The organism is Streptomyces sp. NPDC059477 (assembly GCF_042749375.1).
GTDB lineage: Bacteria > Actinomycetota > Actinomycetes > Streptomycetales > Streptomycetaceae > Streptomyces.
Genome location: NZ_JBHYUG010000021.1, coordinates 82,124 through 103,708 on the forward strand (window position 1 = coordinate 82,124; position 21,585 = coordinate 103,708).

Consider the following 21,585-nt stretch of genomic DNA (forward strand, 5'->3'; position numbering starts at 1 on the left):
GGTCTGGGGGGGGGGGGGGGGGGGGCCTTGGTTGTTAGCGCGACGGGGGCGGGGGGGCGGTGCCGACCGTGGCGCCGGCACCGCCCCGCGCACACCCGCGCCCGTCGAGGATCTCGCCCCCGGCGGACGGCGGCCGGGCGTCAGCGCCCCCGCCCCGCCACCGCTCCCCCCGGGCTGCGGACCATGGACGTCGCCGACCAGCGGCCCGGCCCCAGGGCGGCGATGAGGAGGAACGACCAGCAGAACATGGCCGCCGCCTCCCCGCCGTTCTCGATGGGGAAAAGGGCGTCGGACTGGTGCTCCACGAAGTACGCGTAGGCCATGGAGCCGGAGCACAGCAGTGCCGCGGGGCGGGTCGCGACTCCGGCCAGCACCAGTACGCCGCCGAGCAGTTGGATGACGGCGGCCCACCAGCCGGGCCAGGCGGCGATCTCGGGCTGGGCGCCGTGCGGACCGCCCAGGACGTCGAACAGCGTGGCGGCCCCGTGGCAGGCGAACAGCAGCCCGACGACGATCCGGAAGAGCCCGATCACGGACTCCCTGTTCTTCTCCAGCGCTCGCATCGGTGAGGCTCCTCTCTCGCGCGGCACCCCGGAAGGGGGCGGCGCCGTGGTGGGGGTGGAGGTGGGGGTGGAGGTGGTGCCGGGGTGACACCCGCTTTGGGAGAGCGGTTCTCGGTGCCGGAGGCGTGCTCACTCCCGTAGCGGGACATAACAGGACATCACAGAAGCGCGGCGCGGAGTGGCGCCACACGAGGGCGGTGCGTGGGTGCAGAGCGACGCGGGGGCTGTGCGGGGGCCGTGCGGGGGCTGTACGAGGACAGGGCCTGGCCTTTGCAGTCCCGAGGTGATGGCTGCGTTTCGCAAACTCTGAACCACCCCCGGGTCGATTGTCTAGACCAATAGGGGGAGAAGTTCGGGCGCGGACGGGGAGTGGGCAAGTCGGCCGGGCGGACCGGGAGTTCACCCCCGACGCCCCCTTGACCGCAGCCAGATCCCGACTATGGTCTAGACCTGAAACGGGGAGGTCTAGACCAAGGCTGCCGAGAACGTGTTCAAAGAAAGGCACGAAATGAACCACAAACGACGGATTGCCTGGACCATCGGCGCGCTGGTCGCGCCCGTACTCGCCGTCAGCCTCCCGGCGAGCACCGCCAGCGCCCACGGCTGGGTCACCTCCCCGGCGAGCAGGCAGGCCCAGTGCGCCTCGGGCGTCGTCGACTGCGGCCAGATCTCGTACGAGCCGCAGAGCGTCGAGGGGCCGAAGGGGCTCACGAGTTGTAGCGGAGGCAACGCGGCGTTCGCCGAGCTGGACGACAACAGCAAGAACTGGACCGTCACGCCGGTCGGCTCGTCCTTCACCTTCACCTGGAACCTCACGGCCCGGCACGCCACCGACACCTGGCAGTACTACATCGGCAACGACAAGATCGCCGAGTTCGACGACAACGGCGCCATCCCCTCGGCCACGATGAGTCACGAGGTGGACTTCGGCTCCTACACGGGCCGTCAGACGGTCCTCGCCGTCTGGAACGTGGCGGACACCACCAACGCCTTCTACTCCTGCGTCGACGTCAACATCGGCGGTGACACGGGCGGTGGCGACGGCGGCGGTGACGGCGGCGGCACCGACCCGGCGACGTGCGACGCCCCCGCGTGGAACGCCGGGAACGTCTACGTCGGCGGCGACACCGTCTCCCTCGACGGTCACACCTGGCGCGCCAAGTGGTGGGTGACCGGCGAGGAGCCCGGCACCACCGGCGAGTGGGGCGTCTGGCAGGACCTCGGGGTCTGCGCGTAGCGTCGGGTGACTACGGGTACCCCTTAGCTCCCCTCCGGCGCCGGGACGGCGTGGCTCGGTCAGGGCCGACGCCCTCCCGGCGCCGGAGGCGCGTCGGGCGCGGGCCCCAGCCCAGTTCGAGCCCCGCCGAGTACGGCCCCGGCGCGGCGCGCGCCCCGGCCCCCGGCGCGCACCCACGCCCCCGGCGCGCACCCACGCCCCCGGCGCGCGCCCCGACCTGAGGATGACCCCCCACTGGTACCCCAGTACCAACACCCCCGCGAAGTGTCCCCCGCGGTCCCAAGGGACCGGACCGTCGCGCTCATAGCCTCGAACACGCAGGTCGCGGAAGGTGTGCGGCCTGTCTTCGAGGAATGGGAGGACGTACGTCGTGATCGAGGCTCGTGAGCTGACCAAGCGGTACGGGGACAAGACCGTGGTCGACCGGCTGTCCTTCACCGTGAAGCCCGGTGAGGTGACCGGCTTCCTCGGGCCCAACGGCGCCGGGAAGTCGACGACCATGCGGATGATCGTCGGACTGGACGCCCCGACCGCCGGGTCGGTGACCGTGAACGGACGGGCCTACGACCGGCACCCCGCCCCACTGTGCGAGATCGGCACCCTGCTGGACGCCAAGTCCGTGCACCCCGGGCGCAGCGCGTTCGGCCATCTGATGGCGCTGGCGCACACCCACGGTATTCCGCGCCGCCGGGTGGACGAGGTGATCGAGCTGGCGGGGCTCGGCAGCGTGGCCCACAAGCGGGTGGGCGCCTTCTCGCTAGGGATGGGCCAGCGGCTGGGCATCGCCGCGGCCCTGCTCGGCGACCCGGCGGTCATTCTGCTGGACGAGCCGGTGAACGGCCTCGACCCGGAGGGCGTGCTCTGGGTGCGCAATCTGCTGTCCGGGCTGGCCGACGAGGGCCGGGCCGTGATGCTCTCCTCGCACCTGATGAGCGAGATGGCGCTGATCGCCGACCATCTGGTGATCATCGGCCGCGGACGGCTGCTCGCCGACACCTCGCTCACCGACTTCACCCACCAGGCCGGGGGCGGCGGCGTACGGGTCGTCAGCGCCGAGGGCATGAAGCTGCGCGATCTGCTGGCCGCGCCCGGCATCACCATCAGCTCCTCCTCCCACGAGGAACTCGTGGTCCACGGATGGGCGGCCCGGGACATCGGCCTGATCGCCGCCCGGTACGGCGTCCCCCTGGAGGAGCTGACCCCCCAGTCCGTCTCGCTGGAGACCGCCTTCATGGAGCTGACCCACGACGCCGTGGAATACCAGAGCGCCCCCGCCGGGGCCGACCGGAGGGCCGCCTGATGACCACCGCCACACTCACCTCTGTGACGACCGACCGGACCGGGTGGAAGGTGACCGGGCGGCGGGTGCTGCGCTCCGAGTGGAGCAAGTTCTGGTCGCTGCGGTCCAGTTGGATCACGCTCGTGGCCGCCGTGGCCGTACTGATCGCCTTCGGGGTGATCGCCGCAGCCGTCTACCGCGCGCCGTCCGACGGAACCGGCTCCGGCTCCGGCTCCGGCTCCGGTACGACCATGGATGCCGTCGGGCTGGCCCTGACCGGCACGTCCATCACCGGATTGATCGTCGGGGTGCTCGGCGTGCTGATGTCGGCGGGCGAGTACGGCACCGGCATGGTCCGCTCCACGTACGCCGCCGTACCGCGGCGCTGGCTGGTGCTGGCGTCGAAGAGTGTCGTGACCGGCGCGCTGGTGCTGGCCCTGTCCACCCTCGGCGCCCTGATCTCCTTCGGCCTGGGCAAGGCAGGCTTGCACGGCGAGGACATCGCGCTCGCCCTGGGCGACGCCGGGGTGCCGCGCAGCCTGGCCGGCGCCGGTGTCCATCTCGCCCTGTTCGCCGTGCTCGGCGTGGCCCTCGGATCGCTGATCCGCTCCACCTCCGGGAGCATCGCCGCCCTGGTCGGCATCGTGATGCTGCTGCCCGGCCTCGCCGCGGTCCTGCCCGGCGACCTCCAGGACTCGCTCGACCCCTACTTCCCGGGCAACGCGGGCGCCGCGATCCACGCCCTGCACCGGGCGCCGGACACGCTGTCGCCCGGCGCCGGACTCGTGGTGTTCACCACGTGGGTGGCCCTCGCCCTGGCGGCGGCGGTCATCCGCCTGAGGCGCACCGACGTCTAGATGAGGGCGGGGCCCCGGCGGTGACACCCGCTGGTCTGCGGCGAGGTGAGACGAGGTGACGACGGTGGCGACGGTGGCGACGGTGAACAGGCTGAGCACACGGGCGGCGGCGACCTGGAGGAGGACGACCGGGGAGAGGACGACCGAGGGGAGGACGACCGAGGGGAGGACGACCGGGATGACGGGCGCAGCGGGCACGACTGGGACAACAGGTACAACGGGGACAACGGGGACAATGAACCCCACGCGCCCAAACCGCGCGACCACCTCGGACGACGCCCCGGACGACGCCCCGGACGGCACCCCGGACCACGCCCCGGACGGCACCCCTGCCCCACCCCCACCCCCGCTGGTCTCCGAAGGTGCCTGGGGGCACCCCGTCCTGGGCGGTCTGCTGCGCCTCGGTCACCGTCTGCGGCAGCTGGACCGGCGGTGCCCCTGGCTGCTGGACACCGCGGTGGTGCTGGCCGTCGCCGGTCTGTGCCTGCCGGAGCTGCTGTCCAGGGGCGCGGGCACCGACTTCGAGGTGGCCGGGGTCCGCGACCGGATCCCGGCCGCCGTCCCGTACCTCCTGACGGCGGCGTTCGTGGTCCCGCTGTGGTGGCGCAGGCGCGCCCCGGCGACCGTGTTCCTCGTGACCGTCGCGGTGTCCCTGGTGCAGCTGGGGGTGGGCCTGGGGAACTCGGCCGCTCTCGCCTCGCTCGTCGCCCTGTACGCCCTGGCCCGGCACGGCTCCCTGGTCCTGCTGGGCTGGGCCGGTGCGGTGTTCGTCGCCGAGAGTCTGCTGTGGGCCTTCGTCAGGGTGCCCGGGGACCACCGGATGAGCGCCCTGATCTCCGCCGTCGTGGCGACGGTCGCGGCGGTGGCCAGCGGTCTGACCGTACGGTCGCGCCGGTTGTATCTGACGGCGCTGGAGGACCACGCCCGCCGCCTGGACATCGAACGGGACCAGCGGGCCAGGCTCGCCGCCGCCGCCGAACGCACCCGGGTGGCCCGCGAGATGCACGACATCGTCGGCCACAGCCTGTCGGTGATGGTCACGCTGGCCGACGGCGCGGCGACGCTGGCCGCCCGGGACAACGAGCGGGCGGCCCCGGCCCTGCGCATCCTGGGCGACACCGGCCGGCAGGCCATCGGTGAACTGCGCCGGGTACTGGGCATCCTGCGCGAGGACCACGCGGACCCGGGGCGCGACGGCGAGACGGACCGCAGGCTCAGCCCGCAGCCCGGCGCCGACGACCTGGACGCGCTGCTCGCCCGGGTCCGCGCGGCGGGCCTCGCGGTGACCTACCGCACCACCGGCACCCTGGGCACCCTCGGCAGCGGGCTCCAGCTCGCGGTGTACCGGATCGTGCAGGAGTCCCTGACCAACACCCTCAAGCACGCGGGTACGGGGGCCGGTACGGAGGTCACGGTGACGGCGGAGGAAGGCACGGTACGGATCCGGGTCGCCGACACCGGCACACCGCCCGGCGCCCGGGCACCCGCCGTACCCTCCGGGGCGGCCGACCAGCCCGGTCACGGCCTGATCGGCATCCGCCAGCGGGCCGCGCTGTACGGCGGTGCCGTCACCGTCGGCCCGCGCGCCGACCGGCCCGGCTGGCTCGTGGACGTCCGGCTCGACGCGCGCACCGACCCCGCGCACCGGACGGAGGACGGATCAACGCCATGACCACCACCGTACTGATCGTCGACGACCAGCCCCTGCAACGCCTCGGCTTCCGGATGCTCCTCGAAGGGACGCCCGGGGTGACCCCGGTCGGCGAGGCCGGGCACGGGGCGGAGGCCGTACGCCTGGCGGCCGATCTCCGCCCGGACGTCGTCCTCATGGACATCCGGATGCCCGGCATGGACGGGCTGGAGGCGACCCGCCGGATCGTCGCGACGGGCGGGCGCACCCGCGTCCTCATCGTGACGACCTTCGACCTGGACGAGTACGCGTACGACGGACTGCGCGCCGGAGCCAGCGGCTTCCTGCTCAAGAACGCCCGCCCCGAGGAACTGGTGGCCGGCATCCAGGCGGTGGCCACCGGTGACGCCGTCGTCGCCCCGAGCCTGACCCGGCGTCTGCTGGACGCCTACGCCCACCAGGTGCTCGCCCCGGCCGACCCGGCCTCCTCGGACGACCCCCGGCTGCGCGAACTCAGCCTCCGGGAACGCCAGGTGCTGATCGCGATCGGCAACGGCTGGACCAACACCGAGATCGCCGCGCGGCTCGTCCTGTCCGAGTCGACCGTGAAGAAACATGTCACCCGGGTCCTGGCGAAGATCGGCGCGCGGGACCGCATCCAGGCCGTGATCCTCGCGTACGACGCGGGACTGGTCCACCCACGTCACTGACGGCGCCTCACCCGCCCGTCCCACTCTCCCTCACCCCCTCGCCCCCTCGTCCCCTCACTCCCTCACCCCCTCGGGCCGAAGGGCTGCACAGCCACGTCATGCACCAGGTCACCCGTCAGCTGAACCCCGGGAGAGCGCCCGATGCGCAAGCTTCTCGTCACCGTCGTGATCATCGCCGCCCTGGTGACCCTCTCGAACCACGGCAAGAGCCAGCGGGCCACCCTCCCCGACCTGCGCGGTCTCACCCTGTCCCACGCCCAGAGCCGCGCCCGCGCCGAGGGGTTCAACCGCCTTGAGTCCAAGGACGCCACCAAGGAGGACCGCGCCCAGCTCCTGGCCGGCAACTGGAAGGTGTGCACCCAGACCCCGGCCCCGGGGGAACACGCGGTGACGACGCCGGTCGAGGTGACGGTGGTGAAGACGGACGAGGGCTGCCCGGCGGGCTGACCGCCCCAGGATCCCGGCGGGGCAGGATGGACCAGGCCGGCGCGACGGGCCGGAGTGTGTCGTAGGTCACGGGAAGCCGGTGCGGGGTGGCGGACAGCAGTCTGAGGTGAGCATTCAACTGCGTACCCGGATAAGAGCCGGGGATCCGAGCGCGTACGGGGAGCTGTTCGACAGCTATGCGCGCGCGGTGTACAACCATGCCTTCCGGCTGACCGCCGACTGGTCGGCCGCTGAGGATGTCATGGCCGCCACCTTCATGGAGGCGTGGAAGCTGCGGGAGAGGGTGGATCCCGAGGGGGGCTCGCTACGGCCCTGGCTGCTGGGGATCGCCACCAACACCGCGCGGAACCAGTTCCGGTCCAACCGCCGGTACCGGGCCGCCGCGAACGCCGCCGCCGCGGCCGAGCTGTCGGTGCCCGATCACGCCGACGAGGTGGCGGGCCGGATCGACGACCGGCGGCGGCTCGCGAGCGTCCTCACCTCGCTCGCCGCACTGCGCCGGCCCGAGCGGGAGGTCATCGCGCTCTGCCTGGGCGAGGGCCTGGACTACGAGTCCGCGGCGGAGGCGCTCGGCATTCCCGTCGGTACGGTCGCCTCCCGGCTGTCCCGGGCCCGCAAGAAGCTGCGCACGCTGGCCGAGGCCGAACTCGCCCGGAAAAAAGCACGCGGAAAAGTTCACGGGAATCGGGAAGTCGTCCGCCCCCTCCGACAGACAAGAGGCGATCACGACCACGCGATCCGGCCCGCACAGGAAGGAAACCGATGAACGCGAACCCGTCCCGGAACCACCGGCACCCCGCCGACATGGACGAGAGCGCCCAGCTCATGTCCCAGACGGCACGCGACCTGCCACCGGGCCGTCACCAGTTCCACAAGGAGCGTCTGATGGCCCAGATCCACGACACCCGGCAGAGCGAAGCCCGTACGGCCACCCCCGCCCCCGGCAAACGGCCCCGGCGGTTGCGGCTGCCCCGCCCGGCGATCACCCTGCCCGCGATGGCGGCGGCCGTGGCGGGCGTGATCCTGGCGACCACGGTGCTCAACAACGGCGGAGGCGGCGGTCTGGCCACCGGACCGGCCCTGACCACCGACCTCGGCGTCGCCAGCGCCAACGGCGTGCCCCAGCTGCTCGACCAGATCTCGACGGCCGCAGCCTCGGACACCACCCACCCGACGGTCGCGCCCGGCCAGTTCATCTACATCGAGTCCAGGACGGCCGGCACCTTCATCAAGATCGAGGGCGACGACGGCGGCCTCGCCGGCCACCCCCTGCACACCCGCAAGGTCTGGAAGTCCCCGGACGGCACCGAGGGCTGGCTCATCGACCCCGCGGTCAACGACGACCCCGAGGGCGAGACCCTGAGCCTGCCCGACGAGCAGGGCAACGTCCCCGAGGCGAGCCTGAACGGACCGTCGTACGACTACCTGACCAAGCTCACCACCGACCCCGACCAGCTCCTCGCGAAGATCTACAAGGAGACCGAGGGCATGGGCAACTCCCCCGACCAGCAGGCGTTCAGCACCATCGGCGACCTCCTCGGCGAGAGCTACCCGCCCGCCGAGCTGTACTCGGCACTGTTCAAGACCGCCGCGAAGATCCCCGGCGTCGTGGTCGTGAACGACGCGGTGGACGCGGCCGGACGGCACGGCATCGCCGTCGCACGGCTGGACGAGACGAGCGGTGCCCGCGAGGAGTGGATCTTCGACAGGAAGACCCATGTCTTCCTCGGCGAGCGCACGGTCCAGGTGGAACAGCGGAAGGAGGGTGACGTCGTCATCGAGCCCGGCGTCATCATGTACACCAGCGCGATCATCACCCGCGCGGTCGTGGACGCCATGAAGCAGACCCCGTCCACGTCGTCCTGAGCCCCGCGGTCCCTCCCGGAGGGTGTCGGCGAGGGCGAGGGGTCCGGGCCCCGGGAGGTAGGTCCGCCGCCGGGTGCGATCGACGCGCTCACCGTCGGGCCGGATGCGGTGGGTCTCGATGGTCAGATGGGAGCCGCCCGGTGCTGGCGGGGAACCGGCATCCACCGCGCACCCTCCTCAGGGGTGCGCTGGATGACAACCCTCGGGACATCGGAGAGGGCCCGCTGGAACTCCGGGCTGCGCTCGATGGCTTCGTGCTCGGGATCGGTGTACTGCCAGGTATGACACCCCGGATGACCGGAGTACAGAGCGCGCGCCTCATCCTTCGGAGTGGGCCCGGACAGGGTGTCGCAGTCGGCCTCGACCCGAATGGCGTCGGGGCGCCGACCGCGCATTCCCCGGAACACTGGAGTCGTGGACCGACGCGAACATCACCGCGATCAGACCGACCGGCATCAACGAGGTGGCACCACACACCCGAGCGGCCACGTCTTCACCAAGTCCCGCCGCTACTTCACCACCCTCCGCGACGCCCGCGCCGAATGGCGCCGCGCACAAGCCGCAGCAGCGGCTGCTTCCCTTGGCGGCTCATCGAGGAGCGGCGAATCCGGTACGTGGAGTACATCACCGCACTCCGCAGGGCTGCCTGATGGCCAACAAGAAGGGGAGGCGGCGCCGTTTCGGTGCAGTGCGTCAGTACATGTCAGGCCGCTGGGCTGCGTCCTACCCGAGGCCCGATGGAGAGCGCATCCGCGCATCCGGGCAGACGAGACCTTCGAGACCAAGAAGGACGCGAAAGTCTGGCTGTCTCAGGTGGAAACGGACCTCACACGAGGAGACTGGCGCGCCCCCGACGCCGGAACGGTCAACTTCCCCATCAACGCGGGAAAGTGGGTCGAGGAACGGGAGCTGTCCGTTCGTACGGAAGACCACTACAAACTCCTTCTCCGGCTCTGCATCCTTCCAGCCTTCGGGGACCGCGATCTGGACGAGATCGCAGCTCCGCGTGTCCATGAGTGGCGCGGGGAGCGTCTGCGCACCACCAACGCCAAGACGGCCGTCGCCAAGTCGTATCGCCTCCTCAAAGGCATCCCTGAGACGGCGGTCGACGACGATCTGGTCAGCCGCAACCCCTGCCGAATCAAGGGCGCGGGCAAGGAGCCCGCGGCCGAACGCCGTATCGCATCCGTCGCTCAGGTCGACGCGCTCGCCGATGCGATCGGCATCCGCCGGCGCCTCATGGTCCACCTCGGCGCCCACGGCCCGATGCGCCCCGAAGAGCCGGCCGGCATCCGCCGACCTCGACAACCTGGTGATCCGAGTTCGTGTCGCCGAGCCCGAGCGGACCAACGGCAAGCGCGCTCCCGGCGAGACCAAGTCCAAGGCCTCCCTCCACAAGGAGGTGAAACAGCACCTCGCCTGGTCCGCCGAGAAGGGGCTCGTCGGCCTGGTCTTCGCCGCCGAGAAGGGAGCTCCGTTCCGGCACACCTCCTTCGGCCGGAAGCGGCGACGCGCCCGGGCTCCCCCCCGGCCTCCCGGACGCCTTCCGCTTCTACGATCTTCGTCACACAGGGCACCGGCTCACGACCCGCTCGACCGCCACCCCCAAGGACACGATGGTCCGCGCCGGGCAGTCCTCCGAGAAGGACGCGTTGATCTATCAGCACTCCGACGAGGAGGGTACGCAACCCGCCCACCGATCTAGACAACAAAGAACCCCCGGGCCTCTGGCCTGGGGGTTCACCATGGAGCGGGTGACGAGAATCGAACTCGCGCTCTCAGCTTGGGAAGCTGATGTTCTACCATTAAACTACACCCGCACAAGACCCCGACTCCGTGATCGCGTCGGGTCCGAGCGTGCGCTCACTCTACCCCATGCCAGGTCCCCGGTGCTGATGTCGGGGGCCTTTGTGCGTGGCGGGTGGGGTGGGTGGGAGGTTCGGATGTGGGTGTGGTGGGGGTCAGTTGGGGCGTACGGTGGAGGGCCTCGGGAGGGTGTGGCTGGGGCGGAGTGCCGTCTGGAGTGGCGTCCCTTTCATCCCGTAATGTGTGGGTTCGTCGTCCGGCGAGGAGTAGTCGGGCGCGGCTCTGGGGAAGGGACTCTGGGACTTGATGGAGCGCACCGTCGTCCGTTGTGCCGAGGGGCACGTGTTCAGCACCGCTTCGTTCCCGATGCAGCAGGCCGAGCGGCTCGGGCCGGGTCGGCTTGTGCGGTGTCCGCGCTGTGCGCGGCTGCGCAGTGTCGTGCCGGTTGCCGTTCTTGAGGAACGGCGGCTTGGGACGCCGTTCGAGACGCGGTAGGCGCAGGCAGGGCGGGCGCGCGGAGTCGCCGCGATTGTGGTGGGTCCGCGTGCCTTGCGTATCCTCGGGGCGTGCTTCTCTCTGACAAGGACATCCGGGCCGAGATCGACGCCGGACGGGTACGGATCGACCCCTATGACGAATCCATGGTGCAGCCGTCGAGCGTCGATGTGCGGCTGGACCGGTATTTTCGGGTGTTCGAGAATCACCGGTATCCCCATATCGACCCCTCCGTGGAGCAGGTCGATCTGACGCGGCTCGTCGAGCCACAGGGGGACGAGCCGTTCATTCTGCATCCCGGTGAGTTCGTGCTCGCCAGCACCTATGAAGTGATCACGCTTCCCGATGATCTTGCCTCGCGGCTCGAAGGGAAGAGTTCACTCGGGCGGCTCGGACTCGTCACCCATTCCACCGCCGGGTTCATCGACCCCGGGTTCTCCGGGCATGTCACCCTCGAACTGTCCAATCTCGCCACCCTGCCGATCAAACTCTGGCCCGGAATGAAGATCGGGCAGCTGTGTCTGTTCCGGCTTTCCTCCCCCTCCGAGTTCCCGTACGGCAGTGAGAAGTACGGGTCCCGGTATCAGGGGCAGCGCGGGCCCACTCCCTCGCGGTCCTTCCTCAATTTTCATCGGACGCAGGTGTGAGTGGTTCGGGTGTCGGTGACGTTCGGGAGGAGCTGAGCTACGAACGGTTCGGTGATGCCGTTCGTGAGCTGGCTCAGGCCATCGCCGACGACGGGTACGAGCCCGACGTCGTGCTCTCCATCGCCCGAGGGGGCGTCTTCGTCGCCGGCGGCCTCGCCTACGCCCTTGACTGCAAGAATATTCATCTGGTGAATGTCGAGTTTTATACGGGTATTGGGACCACGCTCGATATGCCCGTCATGCTCGCTCCCGTTCCCAACGTCGTCGACTTCTCCGACAAGAAGGTGCTCATCGCCGACGACGTCGCCGACACCGGCAAGACCCTCAAACTGGTCCGGGATTTCTGTCTCGACGCCGTCGCCGAGGTGCGGTCCGCCGTGATCTACGAGAAGTCGCATTCCCTCGTGAAATGCGAGTACGTGTGGAAGCGGACCGATGACTGGATCAATTTTCCGTGGTCTGTGCTGCCGCCGGTTCACCCGGCCGGGCGCGCGCCCGAGTGAATCCCGCGGCCAGCGGGGAAGGGGAAGCCTTCTGACGGCTTCCCCGTCCTAGAACGTACCCAGCTTCACGATCGACAGCAGCGCGATCAGCTGGATCGCCGACGCCCCCAGCGCCTTCGGCCACGGCAGATCGTGCGAGCGGCTGACCATCAGGGTCAGCAGAGCGCCCGCCGCCACCCAGGTCACCCAGCCCAGGATCTGGACGAACGGGGCGTCGCCGCCCGCGAACATGGCCACCACCAGACGTGGGGTGTCCGTGATCGACGTGATCAGCATGGACAGGCCCACCGTTGGCTGCCAGGCGCCGTCACCGCCGAGCTGGCGGGCCAGCGTATGGGTGACCACACCCAGGACGAACGCGCTGAGCACCATCGCGACGGCCGTCGTCAGGACGATCGGGATCGCGTTGGACAGCGTGGCGTTGATCGCCTCGTCGCGGGCGCCGTCGAAGCCGAAGACGGCGAGCGTGCCGTAGAGGAAGGTGACGACGAGGGCCGGGCCCCACATCGCGTAGTCCCGCATCTGGAGGAAGGTCTGGTTGGGGGCCAGCACGATGCCCTTGAGGAGGGCCTTCCAAGGGAGACGCGGGCCCGGTGGGGGCGGCGGGGTGCCGCCCGCGTGATACGTCTGGCCCTGGGTGTAGTCCGCCGCCTCGTCCACCGAGAACGCCTGGGTGTGCCCAGGGTTGTTCGCGGCGTACGGGTCCGGCGTGCCCTGGTGGTAGCCGCCGTCGCCGAAGTACTCGGGCTCGCCGTGGTTCCCGTAGCCGCCGCCCTGCTGCGGGTATGGCGGTTGCGGCGGTTGCGGTGCCGCCGTGGGGGGATAGCCGTACGAGGGCGGCGGTCCCTGGGGGGCCTGCTGCCCGTACGGAGGGTTGTGCGGTTGCGGTTGCGCTTGCGGGGCGCGGTTGTCCCGGCCGCCGCGTCCGATCCTGAATCCAGCCACGTCATCGAACGTACCTGGTCTCGGAGAGTGACGTACGGGAGCCGGGCAACCGGGGCCGGGTTTGCGGCCGAGCTGTGACATCCCCTAAGGGCACCCTAAGAGTTCCCTCGGGGGAGGATCCGGGCCCCATGACCCGGGGGTGCGTCGCCGCCTCAGGGGTGCCCCGCGCGTACTACCCCCACCGGCCCACCGCTAGCTCCCCAGTACCGTCCCGAAGTACGCCACCCCCGACGGCCCCCCGAGCGTCGTACCGGAGAAGGACTTCGCGCCGGTTGCCGTCGGCCCTGCGGTTGTCCCGCGCAGGGACCAGACGCCGCCCGCGCCGCTGTTCTCGCCCCGGGCGGCGATGAAGAGTTCGGCGCGTCGGTCGCCCGTCACGTCCGAGAGGTGGACCGCGTCGCCGAAGAAGTCGGTGGACTCGGCGGTGTCGGGGATCCCCGCGGTGTCCTGGGAGAAGGACTTGGCGCCGGTGCCGGTCAGGCCGGCGGACGAGCCGCGCAGCACGACCACCGAACCGGCGTCGCGCTTGCTGCCCAGCCACTCCTCCGGGACGCCGACCGCGATGTCGGCGTAGCCGTCGCCGGTCGTGTCGCCGGCCGACAGGCTCCAGCCGAAGGCGTCGCCCTTCTCGTTCGCGCCCGGCACGCCCGCCGTGTCCTGCGTGATCCGGACCGGGGTCCGGCCGCTGAGGCCCGTCGCGGCACCGTAGGTCACGGTGACCGCGCCGCCGGTGCCGCCGTTCGGCTCGGAGGCGGACGTCTCCATGAAGTTGCCGGTGACGATGTCGCCGTAGCCGTCCTTGTCGACGTCGGCGATGACGCCCGCGTAGCCGCCCGCCAGCCTCTTGCCGGGCTTGGGGCCGGTCGGGGAGCCGGTGTACAGGACGCTGCGGGTCGGGGAGACGGCGTTGTTGACGTCCATGCCCATGACCAGCAGATCGGTACGGCCGTCCCGGTTGACCTCACCCGCGACCAGCTTGTCCGGGTGGATGCCGGTCTGGTCGATGGTGTCGATGCCGATCAGGGCCGCCGCCTTGCCGTTATGGGCGATCGGGCCGCGGAAGATGTTCAGCGCGGGCGAGGAGTTGTTGCCGGCGGCCAGGTCGGTGTGGCCGTCGCCGTTGAAGTCCCCGGCGAGGCCCGACCCGGCGGCCGGGGCCACCGGGGCCGTGGGTGCCGCGGTGGCCGTGGCGGCGGGCAGGGCGGTGAGCAGACCGGCGGTCAGGGTCGCGGTCAGCGCCGAGGTCCGAGCCGTAGTCCGAGCCGGGGGTACCGCCTGGGTCAGGGCCGTGGCAGGAAGCAGGGTGCGCTTACCCATGCGGGGCCCTTTCGGAGGGGCGGAGGGGCGGTGGGGAGATGTGGGGTGGGAGTGGGACGTAGAACGTAGGACGTAGAACGTAGGACGTAGGGGAGGGAACGGAGGGGGCGGAAGGGCCGGACGGCGGAGCGTCGCTCACTCGGCGATCTCCCACCCGAAGGCCGCGTTGCCCTTCACCCCGGCCTGCGCCGCCGTGAACGACTTGCCGCCGGACGAGGCCGGTCCGGTGGACGTGCCGCGCAGGACGGTGATGCCGCCCGCCTCGTTCTCGTAGCCGGAGCCGATGATCAGTTCGGCCTTGCGGTCCTTGGTGAGGTCGGTGAGCTGGACGGTGAGGCCGAAGGCGTCGCCCTTCTCGTTAGCGCCGGGCACGCCCGCGGTGTCCTGCGTGAACGATTTTGCACCGGTGCCCTTCAGGCCGTTGCGCGAGCCGAACAGGACCGTCACCGAACCCGAGTCCTTCGCCGTGCCGTTGTCCTCGCCGGACGCGCCGACCGCCACGTCGGCGAAGCCGTCGCCGTTGACGTCCCCGACCGCGACCGCCGAGCCGAAACCGTCGTACGTCTCGCCCGCGCCCGGCACCCCCGCCGTGTCCTGGTGGATGACGGTCGGCCGCTGGGCCGGGTCGGGGCCGTTCTTCGAGCCGTACCAGACGGAGATCTGGCCGCCCTTGTGGCCGCCCGGCACGGAACGGTCCGGGTCGCGGTAGTCACCGAGGACCAGATCGCCGTAACCGTCGCCGTTGATGTCGCCGATCGCGCCCGGGTCGCCGTCGGCGTTCGGCAGCTTCACGTGGCTGTAGTCGGACTCGGGGGAGCTGCCGTTGCCCGGGGTGTGGGTGAGGTAGCGGATGTCGCCGCGCTCGTCGCCGTCCACTCCGAAGGGGTAGACGCGCTCGGCCTTGCGGTCGCCGTTCAGATCGCCCGTGATGGCCTCGTAGGTGGAGCCGACCTCGTCGACCCGCACGTGGGAGCGCGGGGTGCCGGTGCGGGTGAACGGGCCGTAGTAGAGGTGGGTGTTGCTCTGGCCGGTGCCGGTGACATCGAGCTTGCCGTCGCCGTTGACGTCGGCGATCGCCACGTCGGAGCCGTAGCCGCCCCACTGGGTGAGACCGGAGGGCTGGGGCAGCTGCCCGCCGCCGGAGAGACCGGACCTGCCGCCCCACAGGACGCTGAGCGCGCCGACGCCCCGCTTGGTGCTGGTGCTCTCGTACTGCGCGCCGACGACCAGGTCGCTGTAGCCGTCGCCGTCCAGGTCGCCCGCGGCCAGGCTGTAGCCGAAGCGGTCGTCGGCCTCGGCGGTGCCCGGTACGCCCGGCGAGTTCTGCGTGAACACGGCCTTCTTGGTGGAGACACCGGACGCCGACCCGTACATCACGACCACCGCCCCCGCCCCGTGCGCCGACCCGACGTTCGCGCCCCACGCGCCGATCGCCAGGTCCCGGTAACCGTCGCCGTTGAAGTCGTGCGCCAGGCGCGAGGGGGCCGCCGTGGCGGCGGTGGCCGGCAGGGTGGACAGCAGACCGGTGGTGAGGGCGGTGACGAGCAGAACGCTGCGCTTGCGCAAGGAAGGCTCCCTTGTACGGCGGTGGAGAGGAGGTCTCTGTGCGGGTGGAGGGGTGGAGGGGATGTCTTTACGGGTTGACGGAGAGGCGGCTGTACGAGGGCGGCGGAACCGGGGCCTCGCGGGACCGCCGGACATGTCCACCGGGACTACCTCGCGGTGCGTAGCACGGTCGGCGATCGATCAATCGATCATGAGACCTGCGGGGGAGGGCAAGGGTTGTACAAATCCGCGGAGTTTTTATGAGTTTCCTGTGAACGGCCCGGCGGCCGGAGTCGTCCTCCGGTTGGAGTCGTCCTCGGGCTGGAGTCGCTCACCCTCCGGAGCTACTCCACGGGAAGTAGCTCACCCGCCGAGGAACTCCGCCGTCGAGAAGGTCACCGCCGCCGCGCTCCCCACCAGACCCGTCCCCGCCGAACCCGTCTCCACCCCCGGGTGGACGGCCACCGAGTCCCATGTCTCGCCCCGGTACGTCCGCACCACCAGGTCCGCCCGCTCGTCCCCGTCGAAGTCGCCGACGGCCAGCACCCGGGAGGTCCCGTCGGCGGTGGGGGAGACGGTCGCGGCCGGTTCCGGGGACAGTCCCGCCGTACCGCCCGGGAAGATCCGCGGCTCGGCGCCGCCGACCACCAGGTCGCTCAGCCCGTCGCCGTCGAAGTCACCTGCGTCGAGCTGCGGGCCGGGGATGGCGAGGGTGGCGCGGGTGGGGTCGGGGAAGTCGTAGCGCAGGGCGGTGCCGGACTCCGCGCCGATCGCCGCGTCCAGGGCGGCGCCGCGCCCGAACCGGCCCAGGGCGACATCGGTGCCGGAGGGCAGGGCGATCTCGGCGCCGGTGGGGCCGTCGGGGCCGCCGAGCACCAGGTAGGCGTCGCCCTCGCCCGCCGCCGCGCGGATCACCAGATCGTCGTAGCCGTCGCGGTCGACGTCGACGGCGGGGCCGGTCGGGACGTTGCCGGGGGCCGGGACCGGGGCGCCGGCCGCGCGCGGGGCGCCCTTGCGGGTGAACGGGCCGCGCAGATAGGTGAGCTGCTCCTCGGAGGCGTGCAGGACGAGGTCCTGGGCGCCGTCGCCGTCGAAGTCCCCGCACACGGGCTGGTCCGGCCAGTCGTTCCCGGCCCGTGCGGCGTCCGGCACGACGAGCTTGACCGCCTTGCCGGTCAGCCCCTGCGGCGATCCGAAGAGCACCTGGACCGGGACCGGGGGCCGGCCCTGACCGTCGTACGGCGGATCGGTGGACAGGACGAGGTCGGTGAAGCCGTCACCGTCCAGATCGCAGCTGGCCTCGGCGTCGAAGACGGCCGGTGCCTGCCCGTCGGTCCGGGCGGCCTGCCGCGCCGGGCTGAGCAACTGCCAGGCACCCGGCGCGAGTCCGTCGGGACCGCCGTAGACGATGCCGACACCGGCGTCATCGGCGTGCGCCTGGTTCTTGACGAGATCGTTGAGTACGAGGTCCCGGTGGCCGTCGCCGTTGAAGTCGTCGGGCGTCCGGCTGCCGTCGCCCTGCGGGACGGGGAGCCGGGGCGGTGCGTCGGCCGCCTGGTTCACGGGGGTCTGCCCGTCCGGCGGACCGTCGTCACCGGAACCGCAGGCGACGAGCGACACCACCAGGGCGGCGGCCACCGCCACCACCATCGCGCTTCTCGGCACGCGCACCACTCACCTCGTCGGCCTCTTCTGCAACGCCCCCGTCATGATGCGGGTGTCCATGACACGGCGACAACCCTGGGCCGACGCGATTTCGGATCGCTCAATCCGGCGCGAACTCGTACTGCAACTCGTAGAGGTGTCCGGCCTTCACCATGGAGGTCACCTCGACGGGACGTTCGTCGTCGGTGTAGACGACGCGCAGAGTGCACAGAACGGGCAGGCTGCCCGGGAGCCGCAGCGCCCGGAACTGCTCCTGCGTGGGGACACGCGCCGACACCCGGTCGACGCTTCGGCGGGGCAGGTGGCCGAGTTCGGTCAGGAGGAGGGGAGTTCCGCCCTTGATCCTGCGCCCGGTTGATGAGGTCCGTTGTCCGTGTTGTGCCGCTTCCGCGAGCCAGGAGTGGGAGCCGGTGCCGGCGGCTGTCGTCAGGGACGCGGCAGGGCGTGCGGTGCGCTGCCGATCGTGTCGTCGCGCAGGTCGGCGGTGATGCGTTCGCGCGGGGAGCGGCGGTCGTGGGCGTCGGGTTCGGCCTTGGGCACGGTCATCCGATCCTGATCTCGTAGCGCAGTTGCTGTCGCTGGGCGGGCATCACCATGCGGTCGACCTGGAGGGGCCGCTCGTCGCGGTCCAGGGTGAGCCTGGTGAGGCGCAGGACAGGGTCCCGGGCGAGATAGCCAGTGCCTGCCGTTCCTCCTCGCTGGGCAGGTCGGCCCCGACGTCCTCACGGACCAGGGCGCCGACATGGCCCAAGCGGGCCAGCAGGGTCACGGCGCCGCCGGAGATCTTGGCCGTGCCGGCGAGTCCGGTCCCCCGGGCGATCCCGGCGGGGTAGTAGGTGTCGGTCAGTTCGTGCGGGTCCTCGTCGAGGAGGATCAGTCGGCGGCGTACGACGACCGGCTCGCCGTCCGGGATGCCGAGCAGCCGCGCGACCTCGTCCGGCGCGGGCACCTCCCCGGCGTGCAGGATGCGCTGGGAGCCGCGCCGCTGCCGGGCCGCCGTGTCCGCGCTCCAGGCGTCGGCCTGCCCCTTCTTTCGCGGGGTCAGATACGGCATCGACGTACTGACCCATCTGCTGGAGTTCATGGTGTCCTCCCACGGCTGACCGCGCGCGGCCGTCTCTGCTGTCGTGCACGGTAGGCGACCTGGTCCCCGCCTGACGGGAGCTTGCCGCGTTTCGTGAAGAGCGGTGAGGGTGTGGACTGTTGACCCGACGGACGCGACGGACGCGACGGACGCGACGGACGCGACGGACGCGACGGACGCGACAGACCCGGCAGACCCGGCAGACGCGGCGTAACTGGCACCGGCATACCCGGTGTCCACCCACAGACCCGGCGTCGCAAAGAAACGCGGTGCCCCCGTCCAAGCCATCAGGACCGGGGCACCGCGACGTACGACCAGACCTCGGCTACTTCACCGGCTCAGGCTCCGGAGCCGGCTCGCTGTCCGTGGCTCCGTCCGCCGGGTCCACCGGCGTCCGTACCGACTCCAGCAGCAGTTGGGCGACGTCCACGACCTGGATCGACTCCTTGGCCTGGCCATCGTTCTTCTTGCCGTTGACCGAGTCCGTCAGCATGACCAGGCAGAACGGGCAGGCCGTGGAGATGATGTCGGGGTTGAGGGAGAGGGCCTCGTCGACGCGCTCGTTGTTGATGCGCTTGCCGATCCGCTCCTCCATCCACATCCGCGCACCACCGGCGCCGCAGCAGAAGCCGCGCTCCTTGTGCCGGTGCATCTCCTCGTTGCGCAGGCCCGGGACGCTCGCGATGATCTCGCGCGGGGGCGTGTAGATCTTGTTGTGGCGGCCCAGGTAGCAGGGGTCGTGGTAGGTGATCAGACCCTCGACCGGGGTGACCGGGATCAGCTTGCCCTCGTCCACCAGGTGCTGGAGCAGCACGGTGTGGTGGATGACCTCGTAGTCGCCGCCGAGCTGCGGATATTCGTTGCCCAGGGTGTTCAGGCAGTGCGGGCAGGTGGCGACGATCTTCTTCGCCGACCTGGGCTTCGCCGACTCGGCGACGACCTTGCCGTCGTCGTCCAGCTCCTCCCCGAACGCCATGTTCAGGGCCATGACGTTCTCCATGCCCAGCTCCTGGAACAGCGGCTCGTTGCCGAGGCGCCGGGCGGAGTCGCCGGTGCACTTCTCGTCGCCGCCCATGATGGCGAACCTCACGCCCGCCATGTGGAGGAGTTCCGCGAAGGCCTTGGTCGTCTTCTTGGCGCGGTCCTCCAGGGCGCCGGCGCAGCCGACCCAGTACAGGTACTCGACCTCGGAGAGGTCCTCGATGTCCTTGCCGACCACCGGCACCTCGAAGTCGACTTCCTTCAGCCACTCCAGGCGCTGCTTCTTGGCCAGGCCCCAGGGGTTGCCCTTCTTCTCCAGGTTCTTGAGCATGGTGCCCGCCTCGGAGGGGAAGGCGCTCTCGATCATCACCTGGTAGCGGCGCATGTCGACGATGTGGTCGATGTGTTCGATGTCCACAGGGCACTGCTCGACACAGGCACCGCAGGTGGTGCAGGACCACAGGACGTCGGGGTCGATGACGCCCTGCTCCTCGACCGTGCCGATCAGCGGACGCTCGGCCTCCGCCAGCGCGGCGGCGGGCACGCCCGCGAGCTGCTCCGCGCTCGCCTTCTCGTCCCCCTCCGCCGACTTGCCGCCGCCCGCGAGCAGATAGGGCGCCTTGGCGTGCGCGTGGTCGCGCAGGGACATGATCAGCAGCTTGGGGGAGAGCGGCTTGCCGGTGTTCCAGGCGGGGCACTGCGACTGGCAGCGCCCGCACTCGGTGCACGTGGAGAAGTCCAGCAGGCCCTTCCAGGAGAACTGCTCGACCTGCGACACGCCGAACACGTCGTCGTCGCCGGGGTCGGTGAAGTCGATCGGCTTGCCGCCCGAGGTCATCGGGAGCAGCGCGCCGAGCGAGGTGTCACCGTTGGCGTTGCGCTTGAACCAGATGTTCGGGAAACCCAGGAAGCGGTGCCAGGCCACGCCCATGTCGGTGTTGAGGGCGACCACGATCATCCAGGTGAAGGACGCCGCGATCTTCACGCCCGCGAACAGGTACGTGAGGTTCTGAAGGGTGGCGAGGTCCATGCCCTCCAGCCACGACACCACGGGGTACGAGAGGAAGAACGACGCCTCGTAGCCGTCGACATGGTGCATGGCGCCTTCCAGCGCGTGCAGCATGAAGATGCAGACCCCGACGATCAGGATGACCGTCTCGACGAAGTACGCCTGACCGGTGTTCGACCCCGCGAAGCGCGACTTGCGCCCCGCCCCGCCCGGCCGCGACAGCTGCCGGATGGCGATCAGCACCAGGATGCCGAGCACGGTCATGGTGCCGATGAACTCGACGAAGACGTTGTACGGCGTCCAGTCGCCGATGACCGGCAGCAGCCAGTCGGCCTTGAAGAGCTGGCCGAAGGCGTTGACGAGGGTCAGCAGGAGTGTGTAGAAGCCGATCGCCACGAACCAGTGCGCGACGCCGACGACGCCCCACCGGTTCATCCGGGTGTGCCCGAGGAACTCCTTGGCCAGGGTGATCGTGCGCAGCACGGGATCGTTGGTGCGGGCCCCCGCCGGGAGCGGTTGCCCGAGCGTCATGAACCGGAAGATCTGGAGGACGGCCCGGCCGAACAGGGCGACGCCGACCACGATGAGGACCATCGACACGATGATCGCGGCGAGTTGCATCTCAGGGCTCCTCGGGCCTGCGGGGAAGGGGACCCGCCGGTGCTCCGGCGACCCCGTCATTACTAAGCGGTAACTTACTCAGTCCTTCGAGATTACCCCGCATCCCGCCTCGCACTGTAGCCAGGCACTCGGTGATCTGTGTCGCTGAGGGGAGGCCGGGTGGGTCACTTCGGCGTGGCGGGGGTGGTCCGGCCGGTGGTCCGCCCGGGGGCATCCGCCGGCCGTTCCGTGTCGCCCGCTCGCCCGCTCGCCTGCTCGCCCGCTCGCCCGCCCGGTCGTCCGCCCGCCCGCGCGACGCGCCGCCCGCAGCAACCACCCGGCACCCTCCGGCACCCTCCGGCACCCTCCGGCACCCTCCGGCACCCTCCGGCACCCTCC

19 protein-coding genes, 1 tRNA gene and 2 pseudogenes are annotated in these 21,585 nt (G+C 70.8%); 12 read left to right on the forward strand and 10 right to left on the reverse strand.

The genetic code is table 11. The annotated features are described in order from the left end of the window. Positions 1-140 precede the first annotated feature (140 nt). Entirely contained in the window at positions 141-563 is a 423-nt protein-coding gene (locus tag ACFXAZ_RS14020; protein ID WP_384589355.1) for a DoxX family protein, read from the reverse strand. Positions 564-1,071: 508 nt separating this feature from the next. Between ACFXAZ_RS14020 and ACFXAZ_RS14025 the strand changes: the two genes are divergently transcribed. The 8 genes from ACFXAZ_RS14025 (at position 1,072) to ACFXAZ_RS14060 (ending at position 8,589) form a co-directional block, all read left to right on the forward strand. Then, positions 1,072-1,800: a lytic polysaccharide monooxygenase gene (locus ACFXAZ_RS14025; protein WP_384589358.1), complete on the forward strand. Its 729-nt coding sequence runs from the start codon at positions 1,072-1,074 to the stop codon at positions 1,798-1,800. A 370-nt stretch (positions 1,801-2,170) separates the two neighbouring features. Further along, complete coding sequence (locus ACFXAZ_RS14030; RefSeq protein ID WP_384589361.1) at positions 2,171-3,100, forward strand: ABC transporter ATP-binding protein; 930 nt, start codon at positions 2,171-2,173, stop codon at positions 3,098-3,100. After that, entirely contained in the window at positions 3,100-3,936 is an 837-nt protein-coding gene (locus ACFXAZ_RS14035) for an ABC transporter permease (RefSeq protein ID WP_384589364.1), read from the forward strand. Before ACFXAZ_RS14030 ends, ACFXAZ_RS14035 begins: the two co-directional genes overlap by 1 nt. 235 nt (positions 3,937-4,171) lie before the next feature. Then, on the forward strand, positions 4,172-5,608 hold the full coding sequence (locus ACFXAZ_RS14040) for a sensor histidine kinase (RefSeq protein WP_384589367.1): 1,437 nt from the start codon (positions 4,172-4,174) through the stop codon (positions 5,606-5,608). Further along, positions 5,605-6,276: a response regulator gene (locus tag ACFXAZ_RS14045; RefSeq protein WP_384589370.1), complete on the forward strand. Its 672-nt coding sequence runs from the start codon at positions 5,605-5,607 to the stop codon at positions 6,274-6,276. Before ACFXAZ_RS14040 ends, ACFXAZ_RS14045 begins: the two co-directional genes overlap by 4 nt. Positions 6,277-6,417: 141 nt before the next feature. Then, complete coding sequence (locus ACFXAZ_RS14050; RefSeq protein WP_384589373.1) at positions 6,418-6,723, forward strand: PASTA domain-containing protein; 306 nt, start codon at positions 6,418-6,420, stop codon at positions 6,721-6,723. 106 nt (positions 6,724-6,829) lie between these two features. Next, on the forward strand, positions 6,830-7,489 hold the full coding sequence (locus tag ACFXAZ_RS14055; RefSeq protein ID WP_384589376.1) for an RNA polymerase sigma factor: 660 nt from the start codon (positions 6,830-6,832) through the stop codon (positions 7,487-7,489). After that, entirely contained in the window at positions 7,486-8,589 is a 1,104-nt protein-coding gene (locus ACFXAZ_RS14060) for a CU044_5270 family protein (RefSeq protein ID WP_384589379.1), read from the forward strand. The genes ACFXAZ_RS14055 and ACFXAZ_RS14060 overlap by 4 nt, the downstream gene beginning before the upstream one ends. A 122-nt stretch (positions 8,590-8,711) precedes the next feature. Here ACFXAZ_RS14060 and ACFXAZ_RS14065 read toward each other — a convergent pair whose 3' ends face one another. Beyond that, positions 8,712-8,984 (reverse strand): hypothetical protein, encoded by a 273-nt coding sequence (locus ACFXAZ_RS14065; RefSeq protein WP_384589382.1) that lies wholly within the window; start codon positions 8,982-8,984, stop codon positions 8,712-8,714. 254 nt (positions 8,985-9,238) lie between these two features. On the opposite strand from ACFXAZ_RS14065, the pseudogene xerC reads away from it, so the two are divergent. Beyond that, positions 9,239-10,268 (forward strand): annotated as a pseudogene (xerC, locus tag ACFXAZ_RS14070) (tyrosine recombinase XerC); the annotation flags it as partial. 67 nt (positions 10,269-10,335) lie between these two features. Here the strand turns inward: xerC and ACFXAZ_RS14075 are convergent. After that, positions 10,336-10,409, reverse strand: a tRNA-Gly gene (locus tag ACFXAZ_RS14075). 292 nt (positions 10,410-10,701) lie between these two features. Between ACFXAZ_RS14075 and ACFXAZ_RS14080 the strand changes: the two genes are divergently transcribed. The 3 genes from ACFXAZ_RS14080 to ACFXAZ_RS14090 all read left to right on the forward strand — a co-directional run bounded on the left by ACFXAZ_RS14080 (position 10,702) and on the right by ACFXAZ_RS14090 (position 12,040). Beyond that, positions 10,702-10,890: a hypothetical protein gene (locus ACFXAZ_RS14080; protein ID WP_384589385.1), complete on the forward strand. Its 189-nt coding sequence runs from the start codon at positions 10,702-10,704 to the stop codon at positions 10,888-10,890. 71 nt (positions 10,891-10,961) lie between these two features. Then, positions 10,962-11,537: a dCTP deaminase gene (gene dcd, locus ACFXAZ_RS14085; protein WP_384589388.1), complete on the forward strand. Its 576-nt coding sequence runs from the start codon at positions 10,962-10,964 to the stop codon at positions 11,535-11,537. Then, complete coding sequence (locus ACFXAZ_RS14090) at positions 11,534-12,040, forward strand: phosphoribosyltransferase (RefSeq protein WP_384589390.1); 507 nt, start codon at positions 11,534-11,536, stop codon at positions 12,038-12,040. Before dcd ends, ACFXAZ_RS14090 begins: the two co-directional genes overlap by 4 nt. Positions 12,041-12,088: 48 nt before the next feature. Here ACFXAZ_RS14090 and ACFXAZ_RS14095 read toward each other — a convergent pair whose 3' ends face one another. The 7 genes and pseudogenes from ACFXAZ_RS14095 to ACFXAZ_RS14125 form a co-directional block, all read right to left on the reverse strand. Beyond that, entirely contained in the window at positions 12,089-13,066 is a 978-nt protein-coding gene (locus ACFXAZ_RS14095) for a Yip1 family protein (RefSeq protein WP_384589393.1), read from the reverse strand. Between the two features lie 111 nt (positions 13,067-13,177). Next, positions 13,178-14,302, reverse strand: coding sequence for an FG-GAP and VCBS repeat-containing protein (locus tag ACFXAZ_RS14100; RefSeq protein ID WP_384589396.1), 1,125 nt, complete (start codon positions 14,300-14,302; stop codon positions 13,178-13,180). A 135-nt stretch (positions 14,303-14,437) separates the two neighbouring features. After that, positions 14,438-15,868, reverse strand: a complete 1,431-nt coding sequence (locus ACFXAZ_RS14105; protein WP_384589399.1) for an FG-GAP-like repeat-containing protein — start codon at positions 15,866-15,868, stop codon at positions 14,438-14,440. Between the two features lie 342 nt (positions 15,869-16,210). Then, entirely contained in the window at positions 16,211-17,497 is a 1,287-nt protein-coding gene (locus tag ACFXAZ_RS14110; protein ID WP_384589414.1) for an FG-GAP repeat domain-containing protein, read from the reverse strand. Positions 17,498-17,612: 115 nt separating this feature from the next. Beyond that, positions 17,613-17,789, reverse strand: a complete 177-nt coding sequence (locus ACFXAZ_RS14115) for a UTRA domain-containing protein (protein ID WP_384589402.1) — start codon at positions 17,787-17,789, stop codon at positions 17,613-17,615. Between the two features lie 265 nt (positions 17,790-18,054). After that, a pseudogene (locus ACFXAZ_RS14120) lies at positions 18,055-18,596 on the reverse strand (GntR family transcriptional regulator). 325 nt (positions 18,597-18,921) lie between these two features. Further along, complete coding sequence (locus ACFXAZ_RS14125) at positions 18,922-21,207, reverse strand: (Fe-S)-binding protein (protein WP_384589405.1); 2,286 nt, start codon at positions 21,205-21,207, stop codon at positions 18,922-18,924. Positions 21,208-21,585 lie beyond the last annotated feature (378 nt).